Here is a 15,245-nt window from a genome sequence, read left to right on the forward strand (position 1 = left end):
ATGCTGGACATCGCCCAAGAGCTGCACCGGTGGGTCGAGCAGGGCCGCGACTTCGCCGTGGCCACCGTGGTGGCCGTCGGCGGCAGCGCGCCGCGCGGGCCCGGCGCGGCCCTCGCGGTGGACTCCGAGGGCACGGCGATCGGCTCGGTCTCCGGGGGCTGTGTGGAGGGTGCGGTGTACGAACTGTGCCAACAGGCGTTGGCGGACGGGGAGTCGGTCCCGGTTCTGGAGCGCTTCGGCTACAGCGACGAGGACGCCTTCGCGGTGGGCCTGACGTGCGGCGGCGTCATCGACATCCTGGTGACGCCGGTACGGGCCTCGGCCTCCGACCGGGAGGTGTTCGCGTCGGCTCTGTCCGCCGCCGCGCGCGGGGAGGCGGCGGCGGTCGCGCGCATCGTCTCCGGGCCGGGGGAGCTGCTGGGCCGCGCCCTGCTCGTACGTCCGAGCGAAGCGAGATGGGGGTCCCCCCGGCCGGAGGCTGGGGGAGGCTCGTACGAGGGCGGATTCGGCGCCCATCCCGAGCTGGACCGCACGGTGGCGGCCGAGGCGGGTGCCTTTCTGGACGCGGGCCGCACCGGCACCCTGGAGATCGGAGAGCAGGGATCTCGCTGCGGAGCACCGCTCACGGTGTTGGTCGAGTCGTCGGTGCCGCCGCCGCGGATGATCGTCTTCGGCGCCATCGACTTCGCCTCGGCGCTGGTCCGCATCGGCAAGTTCCTCGGTTACCACGTGACGGTGTGCGACGCCCGCCCCGTCTTCGCGACGGCGGCCCGCTTCCCGGAGGCGGACGAGGTCGTGGTCGAGTGGCCGCACCGGTACCTGGAGCGGACGTCGGTGGACGCCCGCACGGTCCTGTGTGTCCTCACGCACGATGCCAAGTTCGACGTACCCCTGCTGCGGTTGGCGCTGCGGCTGCAGGTCGCGTACGTCGGCGCGATGGGCTCCCGGCGCACGCATCTGGACCGCAACGCGCGCCTGCGTGAAGTAGGCGTGACAGAGCTGGAGTTGGCGCGGCTCAGGTCACCGATCGGGCTGGATCTCGGGGCGCGTACGCCTGAGGAGACGGCCCTGTCGATCGCCGCCGAGATCGTCGCCAACCGGCGTGGGGGGAGCGGGGTTTCACTGACCGGGGCGCATATGCCGATCCACCATGACGCGACGTCGGCGACGGTCCCGGCGGGGCGGATCGGGTCGGTGGCCTGACACCTGACGTCCGGACGCGATCATCGTTGCGTATGCTGCCGGGCATGTTGAGGCTGGAGAGGCTCCGTGACGACCACGCGCCTGCCCTGCTGGCTTTCGAGCAGGAGAACCGGGAGTACTTCGCGCGGTCCGTGCCGGATCGGGGTGACGCGTTCTTCGCCGAGTTCGCCTCCCGCCACCTCGCCCGCCTCGCTGAGCAGGACGCCGGCGAATGCCACTTCCATGTCGTCCTCGACGAGCAGGGGGACCTGATCGGCCGCGTCAACCTCGTCGACATCGACGAGGAGGGTGCCGAACTCGGCTACAGGATTGCCGAGCGTGCCACGGGCCGGGGCGTCGCGACCGCCGCGGTCGCAGAAGCGTGCCGCCTCGCCGCCACGACCTACCGGCTCTCCGCACTCAGGGCGCGCACCACCCTCGACAACCCGGCGTCCATGACCGTACTCGCACGGAACGGGTTCACCCCGGTGGGGGACATTACGCTCGACGGACGCCCTGGCATCCGGTACCGGCGTCAGCTCGCCGCCGTTGGCTGATCGCCCACATCGGGGAGTCATGGTCGATACCTGTGGATCTGAGCTGCGCTCATGTCGCCGTGGGCTTGCGGGCGAGGATCTGGATCCCCATTGACTCATGCCCGTTCATGGTGGCCACCGTGATGGTCCGGGTGTCGACGGTTTCGAACCGGGTGAGCAGGGTGGAGAGCCACTCGCGGGAGTGGTGGCGGCAGACCGCACCATCGCCGGTCTCGAACACGCCATGGCTGCCGTAGCGGTCGGCATAGCGGCTGCGGTTGCGTTCGTCGTCTTGCAGCAGAAGGTCGCTGATACAGAGGATCCCGCCGGGCTTGAGGATGCGGTTCAGCTCGGCGATCAACCGGTGTTGCGCTTCGTCGCTGGGGACGCAGGTCAGCACGGCGAACAGGAGAACTGCGTCGAAGCCGGCGTCCGGGTAAGGCGAGATCGGTGGTGCGTCCAGGGCTGCAAAGCGCATGGTGGGGTGCAGGTGGCGGGCCCGTTGGATCATTCCTGGCGAGGTGTCGGTGCCCGTGAGGTTGTCGAAGCCGTGCTGTTCGAGCTCCTCCATGGTGCGGCCGTAACCGCATCCGTAGTCGAGGATCGCGGCATGCCTGCCGATCTCGTCGAGCCAGGGCAGATGGAGGGGGTGGGTGAAGGTCTTCGTGGCCGCGGCGGCATCCCAGTAGGGAACCTGGCTGTCGAGGTCGGACACGACGAGATGCCTCCCTGAGGGTTGGGTTGAAGGCAGTTCATGCTGCCACCAGGGTGGGGCGCCCGACGAGCTGACCGCGTTCGAAGCGGGCACTCGCCCGGACAAGAGCAACGAGGTGGGGCGCGTTCACCGCCCATCACCGCTGCTGGGCGGACTCGGGGTAGCCCCTGAGCGATCAGGACGGGGCAGAACCGCTATCAACTGCCGTGTGGTGACGCCTGTAGTGGCGAGCTGCCCGGGCGCGGTTTCCGCATGACGGCTTGCACCACTCCTGCCGCCCGTGGCTCTTGACGAAGTAGCGCACGCAGCGGGGCGCGGTGCAGGATCGCAACTCCGTGCGCTGCGGGCCGCTGAGAAAGTCGATGGCGGCTCGGGCCAGGGCCGCGACAAGCCGAACGTACGGATCGTTTTCCGCCGACAGCAGTCGGGCGGTAGGGACTCCTTCGACGGGCCAGTCGATCTGCGGGGCGACCAGTTCCCTCGCGGCAGCCGTGTTGAGGTGGGCCATTGCCTGGTCGGCAGTCATCAGGCGGTGGGCGTCTGCTGGGCTGGGGGGAGCGGGACTGACCACTCGGGCGAACAGGGCCCGGACTGCCTGCCGAAGCTCGATGATCCCGAGCCTGAGGTTTTCATCCGCTGCGAGTTCTCCAACCGGAATGTGGCCGGCCAGCAGATCCTCCTGCTCTTGGATCCAGTGCGTTGTTCCCTGGACCGTGGCGAGGTCATCGGCGACGCCGCCATCTCCGTCGTGGCGAATCGTGCTCGCCAGTTCCAGTGCCAGCCAGCGCTCCACAAGGCATCCCCTTCCAGCTCGGTGCCCGGTCGTCAGCCACTTGATCACATCCCTACGCACACCCTAAGGTCCCTAACGGTAAATAAAAAATTTCCGTTAGATACTGGAGTGGGTGGAGCGGGAGACACCTGCCCTGGCACAGGACGGCGGCTGAGCCCGCCATTGGAGGCGACTACGGAATGACGCTGCTTGCACAAATCAGCGACCTACACCTGGACGGCAGCGAAAGGGCAACCCGACGCGCTACCCGCGTCATGGACTACTTGCGAGCCCTGCCCCACCCGGTTGACGCGCTCCTGGTCACTGGGGACATCGCCGATCACGGCGAGGAGGCCGAGTACGAGGAAGCAGCTCAGATCCTGACCGCCCCCTTCCCCGTGCTCACCTGCCCCGGAAACCACGACGCGCGACCGGCCTACCGCAAGGCCCTGCTCGGAAAGGCGTCCGACCACGGCCCCATCAATCAGGCCCACCACATCGCCGGCACCACCATCCTGATGTGCGACTCCACCATCCCCGGCCGCGACGAGGGACGCCTCGACGCCCAAACACTCGCCTGGATCGACACCACCCTCACCGCGCTGCCGCAGGACACCGCGGCACTGATCGCCTTCCACCAGCCGCCGGTCGAACTCCATCACCCCCTGCCCGACTCCGGCATGCTCGAAGAGCCCGGACAACTGGCCGACTTGCTCGACGCGCATCCGCAGGTCGCCGCCGTCCTCACGGGCCACGCCCACACCGCGGCCGCCTCGACCTTTGCCGCGCGTCCGCTGATCGTCGGACCGGCCATCACCTGGACCCTGCGCATGCCCTGGGAAGGCGACAAGGCCGCAGACCGCGACCAGCCGCCCGGCCTTGCGTTCCACATCCTGTCCGACGACCGGCGCCTGACCACCCACTACCGCATCGTGCTCTGATCCCCCGCTCGCACGATCCGGAGGCATCGTGGTCCATCCCTACGCCGTCGCGGGGTTCCTGGTGGCGGGCCTTCCCCCGGTCGCCACCCCCGGAGCCAGCCTGGCCCTGCTGATCCAACGCGTCACCGACAGCGGCCGCCGTCAGGCTCTTCCCGTCATCCTCGGCACAGTCACCGGCCCGGGTGCCCCCCCCAGGCGTCGCTCGCACAGATGTCCTGAACGCAGCACGCCGGGGCTGAGGAGGCAACAACAGAGAGCCCCTCCCGGCCTCGAAAGGCCGGGAGGCGCAAGGGAGTTCAGCGTTCAGCGATCTCGTACAGGGTCAGCCTGAGCGCTCCCAGCGAGGCAACGCCGGAGGAGACGGTGCTGTCGATCGCGTCGGAGATCGTCGCCAACCGGCGTGGGGGGAGCGGGGTTTCACTGACCGGGGCGCATACGCCGATCCATAGGTGGCGGAGTTGGGGAGCGAGTCCGTAAGGGCTCCAGCTCTGTGAACTCTGCCCGATTTGAGTGGTTGTCCGGCGAAAGCCCCACGCAGCAACGGAGTTCCCCATAGACAGGAGATCGACCAAGATCCTTCTGTCGTACGAGGAACTCCGTTGGATGCTCGCGCCTCTGGAAGGCGCGGTTCAGGACGTCGAGGGTGACCGTCAGCCCGAGCCGGTGCCCGTGCTCGGAGGCGAAGCGGTAATGCACGCCGGCCCAGATTCGCGCCTCCAGGAGTTCGGCTGTCGCCGCCTGAAGGCTGTCGTAGTGGCGGGTCGTGCCGGAGGCGGGGCTGTACGCGGCGAACGTGAGGTCGTCACGGCCGAAGAACGACCCCAGGACCGTCATGACCGCCGTGGTGAAGCAGGCGTGGCCCGACGGGTACTCCGGCGACGGGGCGGTGACCCGCAGCGGCGTCCAGTCCGGGTCGGGATCGGTGGCCGCGTTGCCGTCGGTGCCGGCGAGCGGAATGGCCGTCACTGGGCGCCAGAAGTTCCAGTGCGCCTTGGCCTTGTAGCAGGCGATCAGGGTGTCGGCGGAGGCCACGTACACCATGGCGAGCAGCCGGGCCGTCCGGAGGCTGCTCAGGCGGTGCGCGCCGGCGAGTTGCCGGGTGATCGACCATTCGACCATCCGGGGGTCGTCCCACCAGATCGCCGCCTCGGTCTGGTCCTCGGTACGGACGGTGCTGGTGGCCGCGCCGAGGCTCTTGACCTCGTTCAGGTCGCGGGCCCAGGCGGCGCCGGTCAGGGCCGGCGGGGGCTTGACCCGGTAGGCGCCGGCGTCGGGGACGACGAACGGCTTCAGGTTCGGCACCCAGGCGCCGACGTTGACGTAGCCGGGCGGGGTGAGCCGGTATTCGCCCGGCTCGGTGCCGACGGTCCACGGCGCGGTGGGGTCGAAGCCGTCGTCACGGCGGCTCTCGGTCATCGCCGCGGCGGCGGCCCTGCCGACGGTCACCCCGCCGTCCTCGGCGCGGCCGTCGGGGATCGCGGCCAGCGCCTCGTCGTACCGGGCGTTCAGCGACTCGGCCTGCCCGGGGAAGAGCCACAGCAGCGTGTCGTGGGCGGCCGCGGCGACCGCCGCGGCGGTGGAGTCCCCGGGGCGGCTGCGGGGCGCGCTGACCAGGGGCTCGTACGGACGGCCGGCGACGGCGTTGACCGCGTCGTACACGGCGCCCTGCACGATGGCGAAGCTGCGGGTGCTGGTGGTGGGCGACTGCTTGGCGGTGTCGTAGATGGCGGTCTGGGCGTGGATGTTCCAGGCGATGACGGGATTGCCCGGGGCGGCCTCCACGCCGCTGTGTGCCTCGGCGGTGGTGGCCGTCAGTGGGACGGTCAGGGCGAGTACGGTGAGGACCGCGATACGGCGTAACCCTCTGAATGATCCGGCGAGCGGGCGTTGTGTCACGAGACCCCCATGGGCTTGTCGGTGACAGATTGTCCGAGCCTAAAGGCAGGGGTCAGTTTTGTCGTTACATCGACAATCATCGACAGTCCGACGGGGTTCACACCCGGATGTCCGTCACCTCGGCGACGAATGCGCCGGCTCCGCCGGGAGCACTCGGCCGGAGCGCCCTCCGGGCGCTTCTTGATCCTCCAGGCCAAGTGGGCTCCGGTGGTGCGGGCCAGGCCCCATAGTTCGTACCCGGCGAAGTTCCGGTCGGCCAGTAGCAGAGTGCCCTCGGTGAGGGAGGCCAGAAAGCGGCGGGCGGGTTTGTGTTCGCTGAAGCGGTCCACGGAGTCGAAGACCGCGTCGACCAGAGCGTGGTCCCGCACTCGAACAGTGCCATGACCCGCAGTTGAGGGTTCCAGCTCTGGTTGACGCCCGTGCGGCCCGAGTATCCGAACTCAGCGCTGTTTCCTGGCGAGTTGGGGACGTCCAGGACGGTTCCGTCCCAGGCTGTCAGCCGCAGACCGAAGGCGAAGACGCCCCGGTCGGCGTCCCTGGCCAGGTGGCCGCACTGCCCCTCGAACAGCAACTGCAGCGCCTTGGACCCAAGGCGTTGTCGGGCCCGGGTCAGCGCCGCACTGGTGGGAAGCTTCTGCATCCCCCAGCCCGGCAGGTGCCGCAACTGCTCCGTAAGCATTCGCAGTACGGCCCGGTAACCCGGAGGTCCGGCACTGTCCGCGCTGCTGAACAGGTACAGCGCCAGGACGAAATACATCACCGCACGGGCGGGCAGGAGCCGTCGTCGCTTCTCGCGGGCTCCAGCCCGTTCGATCACTTCGTCAACGGCCTGAGGCGTGATTACCCTGGGCAGGACGCCAAAGCGTACGTGTTCGCCGAAGCGCAGCTCGGCGGGGACGGGCCGCGGAGAGGATGACTGGTCTCCGGCCAGGGAAGTGGTGGTTGTTGCGGGCAGGGCGCGACACCGAGCATCCAACGGAGTTCCTCGTACGACAGAAGGATCTTGGTCGATCTCCTGTCTATGGGGAACTCAACACGGAGCCGATCGGTCCGATGGTGGTGAGCAGGTATCCGGCACCGAGGGAGGCCAGCGGCATGACCCCCCAGGACAGGGTCATGGCCGCGCTGGTGACACGCCCCAGTAGCTCGTTGGGAACCAGGACGGTCATGTAGGTGGTGATCACGACGTTCCACAACGGTCCGACGAAGGCGGTGGCAGCACCGATGGCGCCGATCAGCACAGGGCTCGACGTGAGTGCGAACAGAGGCAGAAGCGCAGCCCAGATCCAATTGACGCCGACGATGACGGTCTTGGGCTTGAAGTGACGGTGGAGCCTGCTCGCCGCGAGTGCGCCGATCAGACCACCACCGCTGTAGATGCCGAGCATCATCCCGATGGTGGTGGATGTGGCGCCTTGGTGCTGGGCGAGGACGACCAGGATCAATACGAGAGCCTGGAAGACCATGTTGCTGACGGCGATCAACAGGATCGCTGCGCGGATCAGGGGGTGGCGCCAGACCCAGCGCAAACCTGCGGTGGTCGCCTGCCACAGAGGCTCTGATGGAGGCTTCGTCTCGTTCTGCAGGTCGCTTCGGATGAACAGCAGAACGATGGAGGCAATGACGTACGAGACCGCATCGGCCAGGAAAGGCACGGCGCGGTCGATGCCGAAGAGCATGCCGCCCAGGGGAGGACCGGCCAGAGCCGCACCGCGGGTCCTGGCCTCGTTATGGGCCACTGCGGTGGGCAGGAGCGCGACAGGGACGATCTTCGGGAGTGCGGCGCGCTCGGCCAGCCCGAAGAAGACGAAGCACAGTCCCTGCATGAAGGCGACCACGGCGAGGTGCGTGACCGTGAGTTTGCCCCACCACAGGGCAATCGGGACGGTGGAGAGTGCCAGTCCCGCGACGAGTTCGCTGATCAGCAGGATCTTGCGGCGGTTCCACCGGTCCACCAGCGCTCCGGCCGGCAGGTGAGCGATGAGGAAGGGGAGCGTGCCGGCGGCTCCGACGATCCCGGCGTCGGAGGGCGATCCGGTGGTCGCCAGCACAAGCAGCGGCATCGCCGTCCCGCTGATCTGGGCGCCCAGGGTCGAGACGACCTGACCGCTCCACAGGGCGACGAACTCACGGTTGCGCCATAACGAGGGCCGTTCGGCGGTTTTTTCGGCGGTCGGGGCGGTCATGACACGTCCCCGCTGTCAGGGGTGGGGAAGGCATGGAACACCACGGAGATGTGCCGGCTGCCGGGGGGCGCCTGGCCAGGTTCCCGGTGCCAGCGTTTGAGGAAGGCGATGTACTCCTCACCGAACTCGGCCAGTTCCTCAGCGGTGAGCATGGTGCTGCCGAAGGAGTGCATGGCGCTGGCGGCGAATTCGCCGAACGCCTCTCTGTGGGACAGGTAGGCGGTCAGGTCACGATCAGCACGCTCCATCCATTGCCGGCCGATCTCCTCGGCGGCGACAGCAACCTCGGGTTCCGTCGGGCGGCGCGGCAGCCGCACGTCCTGTGGGATGGCCCGCCAGTACTTGCGACGCCCGGATGAGCGGTCCGTGTCCTCTTCGATGAACCCGAACCGGGCCAGTTGCCGCAGGTGATAGCTGGTCGCGCCGCGGTCCTCACCGAACTCGGCGGCCAGGTCGGCAGACGTGGCCGGACCATGACGCTGAAGCCAGGTCACCAGTTGTTGGCGCAGCGGGTGAGCGAGGGCCTTGAGTGCGTCGATGTCGGACAGCGCGCGTGGTCGTAATTCAGGCATGATGAGAAGATATCTATGCAAAGATTTCTTCTCAATACTCTTCACGTGGCTTCTCAGGAACGGCGGACCACCTCGGCCGCGTAGACCGTCCTGAGGGCCCCGGCCGCCCATCGCTCGGCACCCGATGGGCTGATCCCAAGCGGGCGTTGAAGGACGGCTGCGGGCACAGCGGGTGTCAGACGTTGAGGGTCCGGCGCGCGGCGCTGATGGCCCGGTGCGCGTCCGAGCCGTACACGGCGGACTCCTTCAGCGCGTTCCAGGTACGGAGGTACGTGTTCACGCCGGCCTCGTCCTCGATCCACAGCTCGGAGTGCCAGGTCTCGACGATCACGCGGCTGTCGTCGTACATCCAGAACGCCGTGGCGGGCGGGATCTTGAGCGAGGCGCTGAACGGGATGATTCCCAACTCGACCGTGTCCAGGCCGATCACCCCGGCCAGTCGGTCGAGCTGGGCGGCCAGGACGGACGGCGGGCAGATCAGCGCCCGGAGAGCGGCCTCCCACATGATGAGGTGGAAACGCTTCGCGGGGTCGTACAGCGCATCCTGCCGTTTGATGCGGGAGCGCACGGCTTCCTCTGTGTCCCGGGGAGACTGCTGGAGTTCGGCGTACCGGGTGAAGATGTGCCGGGCGTAGTCCGGTGTCTGGAGGATGCCCATGACCATGGAGGACTCCCAGCCCCGGAACACGAAAGCGTCGGCGTGTGCGGCCAGATGCATGTCCTGTACGGGCTTGTGCCCGGAGGCGAGCTGCCGCCGCCACGACCGGATGTGCGACTCGAACCCTCCGAGCCTGGCGAGGAGTTCGTCATACGCGTCCGGCTGCCCGGTCCCCTCCGCCCACGCCCGCAGGTCCTCGGGCGTGGCGGTCTGCTTGCCGTTCTCCAGCTTGCTGATCTTCGGCTGCGGCCAGCCGAGCCGCCGGGCCAGCCCGGAACCGGTGAGTCGTCCATCAGGGGCAGACAGCCGCAGCTCGCGCAGCCGTACCCCGAGCGCTTCGCGCGCTTGCTGGTAGTCCGTTGTCACCGGTTCCGCTCACCTGCTTGCTTCTGCTTACTTCGCGGCCAGACCCGCCGCGAACTCCTCATCACCGTGCTCGAGGCCGGGCGGTGCAGATACGTCGCGCCCTCGTGGATATAAACGGCTATGGGTGACTCGGTATCGCGAATAACTGAGTATGGATGCTAGCCCTCTCAACTGGCCACCGACGACGCTGAGTTCATGGTCACAGCGCGGCAAGAGCCGAACACCACGGATGTCACAGCGGCGGTCGAAACTCTGCGGAAAGCACTGACGGCGGCAGGGATCGTGCTGCCGTCGCTGAGGGCGGACGTGGCGTCGCCCTCACTGAACCTGATCGCCCTCGGCCGGGTGCGCGCGGATGTCGCGCTGCGGTTGGCCGACGTGATCCAGCGGGGGTGCGTATGAACGGATACACACCGGAGATCGGTGATCTCGTATGGGACGAGGCGACGCGCAAGGTCGGCCGGGTCATGGACCGCGTCGGCCCGTACTGGCAGCTCAAGCCGCCCGGTGGCGGGCGGGAATGGGACGCGCGTGGCCCGCTGAGGCCCGCCACGGTGGCGGAGAGACTATCGGCAGGCGTGGCCCTGGCCAACGCGCGGAGCCGGGGAGAGCTGCCGTGAGTGGAGTGGAGTGGCAACGGCGCGACGGTGGCGGTGGCGTGAGCCACCTACAGTCCGTGATCGGCGACGGCGAATACGTCCGGCACCAAACGGCGTACCGCGCGTACATCGAGCATGCCTCGACGTGCCCCGACTGCGTGGAGGGCATCTGCCCTACGGCGCGGAAGCTGTGGCGCGTGGTGAAGGGACGCGCGGAGCCCGACGCGTAGGGCTCCGGACAGCAGACGGAGCGGGCGGATCGGGTCGGCGGCCTGAACTCGCGTTGTCTCTCGGGGATCTCACCGAACAGCGCCCGCCGGTAGTCGACCACGAATTTGTGGAAGAGGAGTGGTCGGTTGCTGGCAGACATAGGGGCTTGAGTCTCCAGTAGGGGGAGACGCCAAGGTGGGGACATGGACAGCGACACGCTCTACTCGATCGGCGAGCTCGCTCGGCGGACCGGTCTCACGGTCAAGACCATTCGGTTCTACTCCGATCGCGGAATCGTGGCGCCGATGGACCGCAGCCCGGCCGGCTACCGCCTCTACAACATCGACGCCGTCGCACGCCTGGACCTCGTGCGGACCCTGCGCGAGCTGGGACTGGACCTTCCCACGATCCGCAAGGTCGTGGACCGGGAACTCTCGCTTCCCGAGGTCGCGAGGGCGCACGCCGAAGCACTGGCAGTGCAGATCCGCATCCTGCGCCTGCGGCACGCGGTGCTGACGGCGGTGGCTGAGCGCGGGTCCACCCCTGAGGAGACAGAACTCATGCACCGGCTGGCCCAGCTCTCCGAGGATGAACGCCGACGTGTGATCGGCGATTTTCTCGATGCCGTCTTCGGCGGTCTTGACGCTGCCCCCGCATTCGCGGGAGTCATGCGCTCGATGACCCCCGAGCTGCCCGACAACCCCGAGGCGGAACAAGTCCAGGCATGGGTGGAGTTGGCCGAACTTTCCCTGGACTCGGATTTCCGCGCCGGCGTACGGCGGATGGTCGAGGACCAGGCGGCCGAGCAGGCCCAAAGCGACACCATGGGCCCGCGCCGCGACATTGCCGCAGTCGTCCGTGACCTGGTCGGCCCGGCCCTGACCGCCGGCATCGACCCGGCCTCGCCCCAGGCCGATCCGATCGTCGCGACGTTCACGGCGCACTGCGCGCATCTTCTCGGCCGCCCAGACGACGTCGAGCTCCGCCGCCGACTGACGACTCGGCTGGAGAGCGTGAACGACCCCCGCAGGGAGCGGTACCTCCAGCTGCTCGCAGTGGTCAACGGCTGGCCGGCCCCGGAGAGTCTGGCTCCAGTGTTCGACTGGTCCGTCCAGGCTCTGCGCTTCCGGACACAGCGATGACGGGGCGGTCGCAAGGCGGCATGGGCCGGACGCGGCCGGCATCGGGTGAAAACGCCGCCGCATATGATCAATTGATGAATGCCCCCGTCGTCCTTCAGGTGGCCGTGTCGCCGGCCTCTCCCCCTCTCGTTCTTCGCCCCTGACGCATGGAGGACGTTGCCGCATTGGTCGAGGTGAGCCGGGATCCCGCATTGCGCCAGTGGGCGAGCTCTGTCGTGGACGACGATGCTGACGGGGAACGGTGGGTGCAGGCCCAGCAGCGGGGCTGGGCAGCGGGGGACCGGTTCGGCTTTGCCGTCCTTGAGGAACAACCCGGTTCAGTTCGCGAACAGTTGGTGGGCAACGTGGTCCTCAAGGAAGTCACCTCCGGCAAACCGGCGGCCGAGGTGGGCTACTGGACCGCGGCGCACGCTCGCGGGAGGGGAGTGGCTCCCCGCGCTCTGGAGGCGCTCACCGGCTGGGCCTTCGACACCTTCGAAGCCGACGGGCTGGAGCGTCTCGAACTGCTGCACCAGGTGGACAACCTGGCATCGTGCCGGGTTGCACAGAAGAGCCGGTACGACTTCGACAGCGTCCTGCCCGCGGCGCCGCCCTCCTTCCCCCGCGATGGCCACCTGCACATACGGCGCGCGAATGCCTGAGATTCCCCAGGCTTCTGCGGATCAGCCGAGGCTGCTCACGCCGTGAGGGTCTCGGGGCGTTCGACGAGGTGGCCGCGTTCGAAGCGGGCTCCGGCGCGCACGAGGGCAACGAGGTGGGGTGGCCACCTGGCACCTCGATGTGCACGGCAATCTGGTGGGTGAGCCGCAGCGCTTCTTCTGCGACCTCTCGGGCAGCACAGACTTGGGTCGGTTCTTGAGCCGCCCGGTGCGGCCGCGAGCCGTTCGGTGCAGCCACCTTGACGGGTCGCCCCATACGCGACGAGGCTCATGGGAGCGCTCCCGTAAGTCCGCAAGTCCCCGGTGACCGTTGCGAACCAGGAGTGAACCCATGAGACGTATCTCAACAGGCCTGGCTGTCTTACTTGTTGGCCTGGCCTCTCTGCTGAGCGCGCCGACGGCAGGTGCGGTGGAAGTGGCGGATGTTGCGGCGGATGCCGAACGGCACAGATCCGGCCTGTACGTCCCCGACGCCAACCCGGCGGCGTACCGCCAGGCTTCCGAGCTGGCCTGGGCGGGCCAACTCCGGGACGCGGCAGGCATCTTGACCATGGCACACACACCACAGGCGGTCTGGTACGGAGACCAGACCCCGGCCCAGGTCGAGCGCCAGATCCGCGAGGTGGCGCGCGACGCGGACCAGGACGACGCGCTGCCCATCTTCGCGCTCTACAACGTGCCCGGCCGTGACTGCTCCAACTACTCGGGCGGCGGCGCCTCCAACACGGCCGAGTACAAGGCGTGGATCGACGCGGTCGCGCGCGGCATCGGCAGCCGCGACGCGCTCGTCGTCCTCGAACCCGACTCCCTCGCCCTCGTTCCCGCCGACTGCGGCCAGGACGACGCCCAGGGCACACTCACCGCAGCTCGCTACACCGAGGTCAACTACGCGGTGGACAAGCTGGAACCGCTACGCGGCACCCGGGTGTACCTGGACACGGGCCACCCCGGCTGGCACACCGTCAACTCGATCGTCCCCCGCCTCCTCAAGGGCGGCGTCGCCCGCGCCTCGGGCTTCTACACCAACACCTCCAACTACCAGACCGACGACGCCAACTCCTGGTACGGCAAGCTGATTTCGTCCTGCCTCGCGTACGTGGACGGAGGCGGCGACGCGGCCAACTGCCCCAACCAGAGCTGGCCACGCGCCGACGCCCAGGCCTGGCTGGAGGAGAACGTACGCGTACCGCCCTCCCGTATGAAGCACTTTGTCACCGACTCAAGCCGCAACGGCCGGGGCCCGTGGACCCCGCCCCCGGGCAAGTACACGGACCCCCAGGACTGGTGCAACCCGCCCGACCGCGGCCTCGGCGCCCGCCCCACTCTCCGCACGGGCGACCCGCTCCACGACGCCCGACTGTGGATCAAGATCCCGGGCGAGTCGGACGGATTGTGCCTGCGCGGCACGGAGGGTCCGGAGGACCCGGAGCGCGGGATGGTCGATCCGGACGCGGGGGACTGGTTCCCCGAACAGGCCTTGGAACTGGTGCGGTTGGCCAATCCGCCGATTCTGGGCGGAGGGTGACGGGGCCGGGAGTTCTGCTGAGGGCGGGCCCGCCTGTCGGCGGCGCCCGCTGCTCAGGCATCCGAGCAATTCGGTCGACTCGGGGCACTTTGCCGCCAACCGTGGACAACTGAGCCACGGTGTCGCCCGGTTCGAACTACACAGGAAGGTCCGAACGCTCTTGCCTGACGGGAGGACCGGCCGGTGGTGCTGACGATCAACGTGGCGTTTCTGCTCGCTGTGATCATCGTCGTACGACTGCGTCGCCGAACGCAGGCCAGAAGCAGGAACGACGAGAAACTGACCGTGGTCATTGTGCTGGTCTTCGGCGTGCTGATCGCCCCGACAGAGTTCGGTCAGGGCATCCGAGATGTCCTGGGCCAACTCGTGGACGGAATTTCGCAGTCGGGGCGATGAGCTCCGCACGGCCGAAGCCGCAGGGTGCCAGGCAGGATCGGAACCACCCCAGGCAGTCGCCACAGGATGCTCCAGGTCGGCCAGAGACTTCCGGGAGCGGCGGGTCCCGGTGACCTCACAATGGGTCCCGTGGCCCATGTTCCGATCGCTCGTCATCTGCTCCGCGCCAGGGATCTCGCGGACGTCCGCTACTCCGAGGCACTCGCTGTGGCCGACATGGCCGCGGTCGCCGCGCTGTCCCCTGCCCACTTCAGCCGCTGCTTCAAGGCCGCGTCCGGCGAATCCCCAAGTGAGTGATCAGGTCCGGGGTGCTGTTCGGCCCCGGGACAGAAGCCGTCGCGCCACCATGTGCGTCCCGGCCGTGGCCGCAGCAGCCAACGCCAGCCCCTGCACCGCGTCGCGTGGCCGCGTGGGACGCAGGACACCGGCTTGCCGCAGTCGGCCGCGAGCCCACAACGTGAAGGGGATGACCACCAGCGGTGAGGTGACCGAACCAGGCGTGTATCCACGGATGGCAGTGGCCTGGGCCAGATGCACCAGGGCGTGCAGCCCGAATCCGTTGAGAGCCCCTTGGTAGAAACCGGAGTGTCCACCAGTGCGGTGTCCGGCAGCAGCAGCGGTGGCTACCACCACGCCCATCCCGGCGACGGCCGTTGCGAACTCGCGCCCGTCCATGGATTCCAGCCGCTGCCACATCCGTTCTGGCACTTGTGGAAAGCGCTGCCGCAGCTCGGGGACTCGCTCTCGGGTCCAGCCCGGCACCGTGGCCACCTCCTCCAGATCATGCACCACCCACGCAGCCAGCAGCCCGAAGGTCACGCCGGCCCCGATCCGTCCGCCACCATCGCCCGCCTCATATCCGCTCATAGGCGAGAATTCTGTCAGCATGC

General features: G+C 68.4%; 19 protein-coding genes and 1 pseudogene. 12 read left to right on the top strand and 8 right to left on the bottom strand.

The genetic code is table 11. The annotated features are described in order from the left end of the window. Both OP79_RS36200 and OP79_RS36205 read left to right on the top strand, forming a co-directional pair. Window positions 1-1,203 (top strand): XdhC family protein, encoded by a 1,203-nt coding sequence (locus tag OP79_RS36200; protein ID WP_033326470.1) that lies wholly within the window; start codon window positions 1-3, stop codon window positions 1,201-1,203. Window positions 1,204-1,247: 44 nt separating this feature from the next. After that, window positions 1,248-1,739 carry a GNAT family N-acetyltransferase gene (locus OP79_RS36205; protein WP_033326471.1) on the top strand — a complete coding sequence of 164 codons (492 nt, stop codon included), beginning with the start codon at window positions 1,248-1,250 and terminating at the stop codon, window positions 1,737-1,739. A gap of 49 nt (window positions 1,740-1,788) precedes the next feature. Here OP79_RS36205 and OP79_RS36210 read toward each other — a convergent pair whose 3' ends face one another. Continuing rightward, complete coding sequence (locus OP79_RS36210) at window positions 1,789-2,433, bottom strand: class I SAM-dependent methyltransferase (RefSeq protein WP_033326389.1); 645 nt, start codon at window positions 2,431-2,433, stop codon at window positions 1,789-1,791. 175 nt (window positions 2,434-2,608) lie between these two features. Beyond that, complete coding sequence (locus tag OP79_RS36215; protein ID WP_033326391.1) at window positions 2,609-3,226, bottom strand: ABATE domain-containing protein; 618 nt, start codon at window positions 3,224-3,226, stop codon at window positions 2,609-2,611. Between the two features lie 179 nt (window positions 3,227-3,405). Here OP79_RS36215 and OP79_RS36220 point away from each other — a divergent pair, with 179 nt between their 5' ends. Continuing rightward, on the top strand, window positions 3,406-4,146 hold the full coding sequence (locus OP79_RS36220) for a metallophosphoesterase (protein WP_033326393.1): 741 nt from the start codon (window positions 3,406-3,408) through the stop codon (window positions 4,144-4,146). Between the two features lie 348 nt (window positions 4,147-4,494). Next, window positions 4,495-4,623, top strand: a pseudogene (locus tag OP79_RS57375) (XdhC/CoxI family protein); the annotation flags it as partial. On the opposite strand, the gene OP79_RS36225 reads toward OP79_RS57375, so the two are convergent. The 5 genes from OP79_RS36225 to OP79_RS36245 all read right to left on the bottom strand — a co-directional run bounded on the left by OP79_RS36225 (window position 4,564) and on the right by OP79_RS36245 (window position 9,824). Beyond that, the gene (locus OP79_RS36225; RefSeq protein ID WP_063742064.1) at window positions 4,564-6,042 is read right to left on the bottom strand and encodes a vanadium-dependent haloperoxidase; all 1,479 of its coding nucleotides are present in this window, start codon (window positions 6,040-6,042) and stop codon (window positions 4,564-4,566) included. The pseudogene OP79_RS57375 and the gene OP79_RS36225 overlap by 60 nt on opposite strands. Window positions 6,043-6,139: 97 nt before the next feature. Further along, window positions 6,140-7,018, bottom strand: a complete 879-nt coding sequence (locus tag OP79_RS52525) for a transposase domain-containing protein (protein ID WP_157857414.1) — start codon at window positions 7,016-7,018, stop codon at window positions 6,140-6,142. Between the two features lie 43 nt (window positions 7,019-7,061). Further along, a complete protein-coding gene (locus OP79_RS36235; protein WP_078492220.1) occupies window positions 7,062-8,228 on the bottom strand; it encodes an MFS transporter in 1,167 nt (388 codons plus the stop codon). Next, window positions 8,225-8,845: an ArsR/SmtB family transcription factor gene (locus OP79_RS36240; RefSeq protein ID WP_157857415.1), complete on the bottom strand. Its 621-nt coding sequence runs from the start codon at window positions 8,843-8,845 to the stop codon at window positions 8,225-8,227. The genes OP79_RS36235 and OP79_RS36240 overlap by 4 nt, the downstream gene beginning before the upstream one ends. Window positions 8,846-8,975: 130 nt before the next feature. Next, complete coding sequence (locus OP79_RS36245) at window positions 8,976-9,824, bottom strand: helix-turn-helix domain-containing protein (RefSeq protein ID WP_033326397.1); 849 nt, start codon at window positions 9,822-9,824, stop codon at window positions 8,976-8,978. 195 nt (window positions 9,825-10,019) lie between these two features. On the opposite strand from OP79_RS36245, the gene OP79_RS36250 reads away from it, so the two are divergent. The 8 genes from OP79_RS36250 (at window position 10,020) to OP79_RS36280 (ending at window position 14,652) form a co-directional block, all read left to right on the top strand. Continuing rightward, a complete protein-coding gene (locus OP79_RS36250) occupies window positions 10,020-10,226 on the top strand; it encodes a hypothetical protein (RefSeq protein ID WP_033326399.1) in 207 nt (68 codons plus the stop codon). Then, entirely contained in the window at window positions 10,223-10,444 is a 222-nt protein-coding gene (locus tag OP79_RS36255) for an H/ACA ribonucleoprotein complex subunit GAR1/NAF1 (RefSeq protein ID WP_051745182.1), read from the top strand. Before OP79_RS36250 ends, OP79_RS36255 begins: the two co-directional genes overlap by 4 nt. Before the next feature lie 38 nt (window positions 10,445-10,482). Next, window positions 10,483-10,653, top strand: coding sequence for a hypothetical protein (locus tag OP79_RS55510; RefSeq protein ID WP_157857416.1), 171 nt, complete (start codon window positions 10,483-10,485; stop codon window positions 10,651-10,653). Window positions 10,654-10,836: 183 nt separating this feature from the next. Further along, the gene (locus tag OP79_RS36260) at window positions 10,837-11,775 is read left to right on the top strand and encodes a MerR family transcriptional regulator (protein WP_033326401.1); all 939 of its coding nucleotides are present in this window, start codon (window positions 10,837-10,839) and stop codon (window positions 11,773-11,775) included. Between the two features lie 146 nt (window positions 11,776-11,921). Next, window positions 11,922-12,416 carry a GNAT family N-acetyltransferase gene (locus OP79_RS36265; RefSeq protein ID WP_033326403.1) on the top strand — a complete coding sequence of 165 codons (495 nt, stop codon included), beginning with the start codon at window positions 11,922-11,924 and terminating at the stop codon, window positions 12,414-12,416. 433 nt (window positions 12,417-12,849) lie between these two features. Then, window positions 12,850-13,959 (top strand): glycoside hydrolase family 6 protein, encoded by a 1,110-nt coding sequence (locus OP79_RS36270; RefSeq protein WP_245685567.1) that lies wholly within the window; start codon window positions 12,850-12,852, stop codon window positions 13,957-13,959. 186 nt (window positions 13,960-14,145) lie between these two features. Continuing rightward, window positions 14,146-14,355 carry a hypothetical protein gene (locus tag OP79_RS36275; RefSeq protein ID WP_033326478.1) on the top strand — a complete coding sequence of 70 codons (210 nt, stop codon included), beginning with the start codon at window positions 14,146-14,148 and terminating at the stop codon, window positions 14,353-14,355. 129 nt (window positions 14,356-14,484) lie between these two features. After that, window positions 14,485-14,652 carry a helix-turn-helix transcriptional regulator gene (locus tag OP79_RS36280; RefSeq protein WP_245685568.1) on the top strand — a complete coding sequence of 56 codons (168 nt, stop codon included), beginning with the start codon at window positions 14,485-14,487 and terminating at the stop codon, window positions 14,650-14,652. On the opposite strand, the gene OP79_RS36285 is transcribed toward OP79_RS36280, so the two are convergent. After that, window positions 14,653-15,222 (bottom strand): HXXEE domain-containing protein, encoded by a 570-nt coding sequence (locus OP79_RS36285; RefSeq protein ID WP_051745183.1) that lies wholly within the window; start codon window positions 15,220-15,222, stop codon window positions 14,653-14,655. Between the last annotated feature and the right edge of the window lie 23 nt (window positions 15,223-15,245).

It is taken from the genome of Streptomyces yerevanensis, from assembly GCF_000716805.1.
GTDB classification, from domain to species: Bacteria; Actinomycetota; Actinomycetes; order Streptomycetales; family Streptomycetaceae; genus Streptomyces; species Streptomyces flaveus.

What these genes read in the sequence shown, in the direction of transcription:
- OP79_RS36250 (WP_033326399.1), top strand. Translation starts at nt 10,020, where the DNA reads ATGGTCACAGCGCGGCAAGAGCCGAACACCACGGATGTCACAGCGGCG.
- OP79_RS36220 (WP_033326393.1), top strand. Translation starts at nt 3,406, where the DNA reads ATGACGCTGCTTGCACAAATCAGCGACCTACACCTGGACGGCAGCGAA.
- OP79_RS36205 (WP_033326471.1), top strand. Translation starts at nt 1,248, where the DNA reads ATGTTGAGGCTGGAGAGGCTCCGTGACGACCACGCGCCTGCCCTGCTG.
- OP79_RS36285 (WP_051745183.1), bottom strand. Translation starts at nt 15,222, where the DNA reads ATGAGCGGATATGAGGCGGGCGATGGTGGCGGACGGATCGGGGCCGGC.
- OP79_RS36200 (WP_033326470.1), top strand. Translation starts at nt 1, where the DNA reads ATGCTGGACATCGCCCAAGAGCTGCACCGGTGGGTCGAGCAGGGCCGC.
- OP79_RS36255 (WP_051745182.1), top strand. Translation starts at nt 10,223, where the DNA reads ATGAACGGATACACACCGGAGATCGGTGATCTCGTATGGGACGAGGCG.
- OP79_RS36265 (WP_033326403.1), top strand. Translation starts at nt 11,922, where the DNA reads ATGGAGGACGTTGCCGCATTGGTCGAGGTGAGCCGGGATCCCGCATTG.
- OP79_RS36235 (WP_078492220.1), bottom strand. Translation starts at nt 8,228, where the DNA reads ATGACCGCCCCGACCGCCGAAAAAACCGCCGAACGGCCCTCGTTATGG.
- OP79_RS36260 (WP_033326401.1), top strand. Translation starts at nt 10,837, where the DNA reads ATGGACAGCGACACGCTCTACTCGATCGGCGAGCTCGCTCGGCGGACC.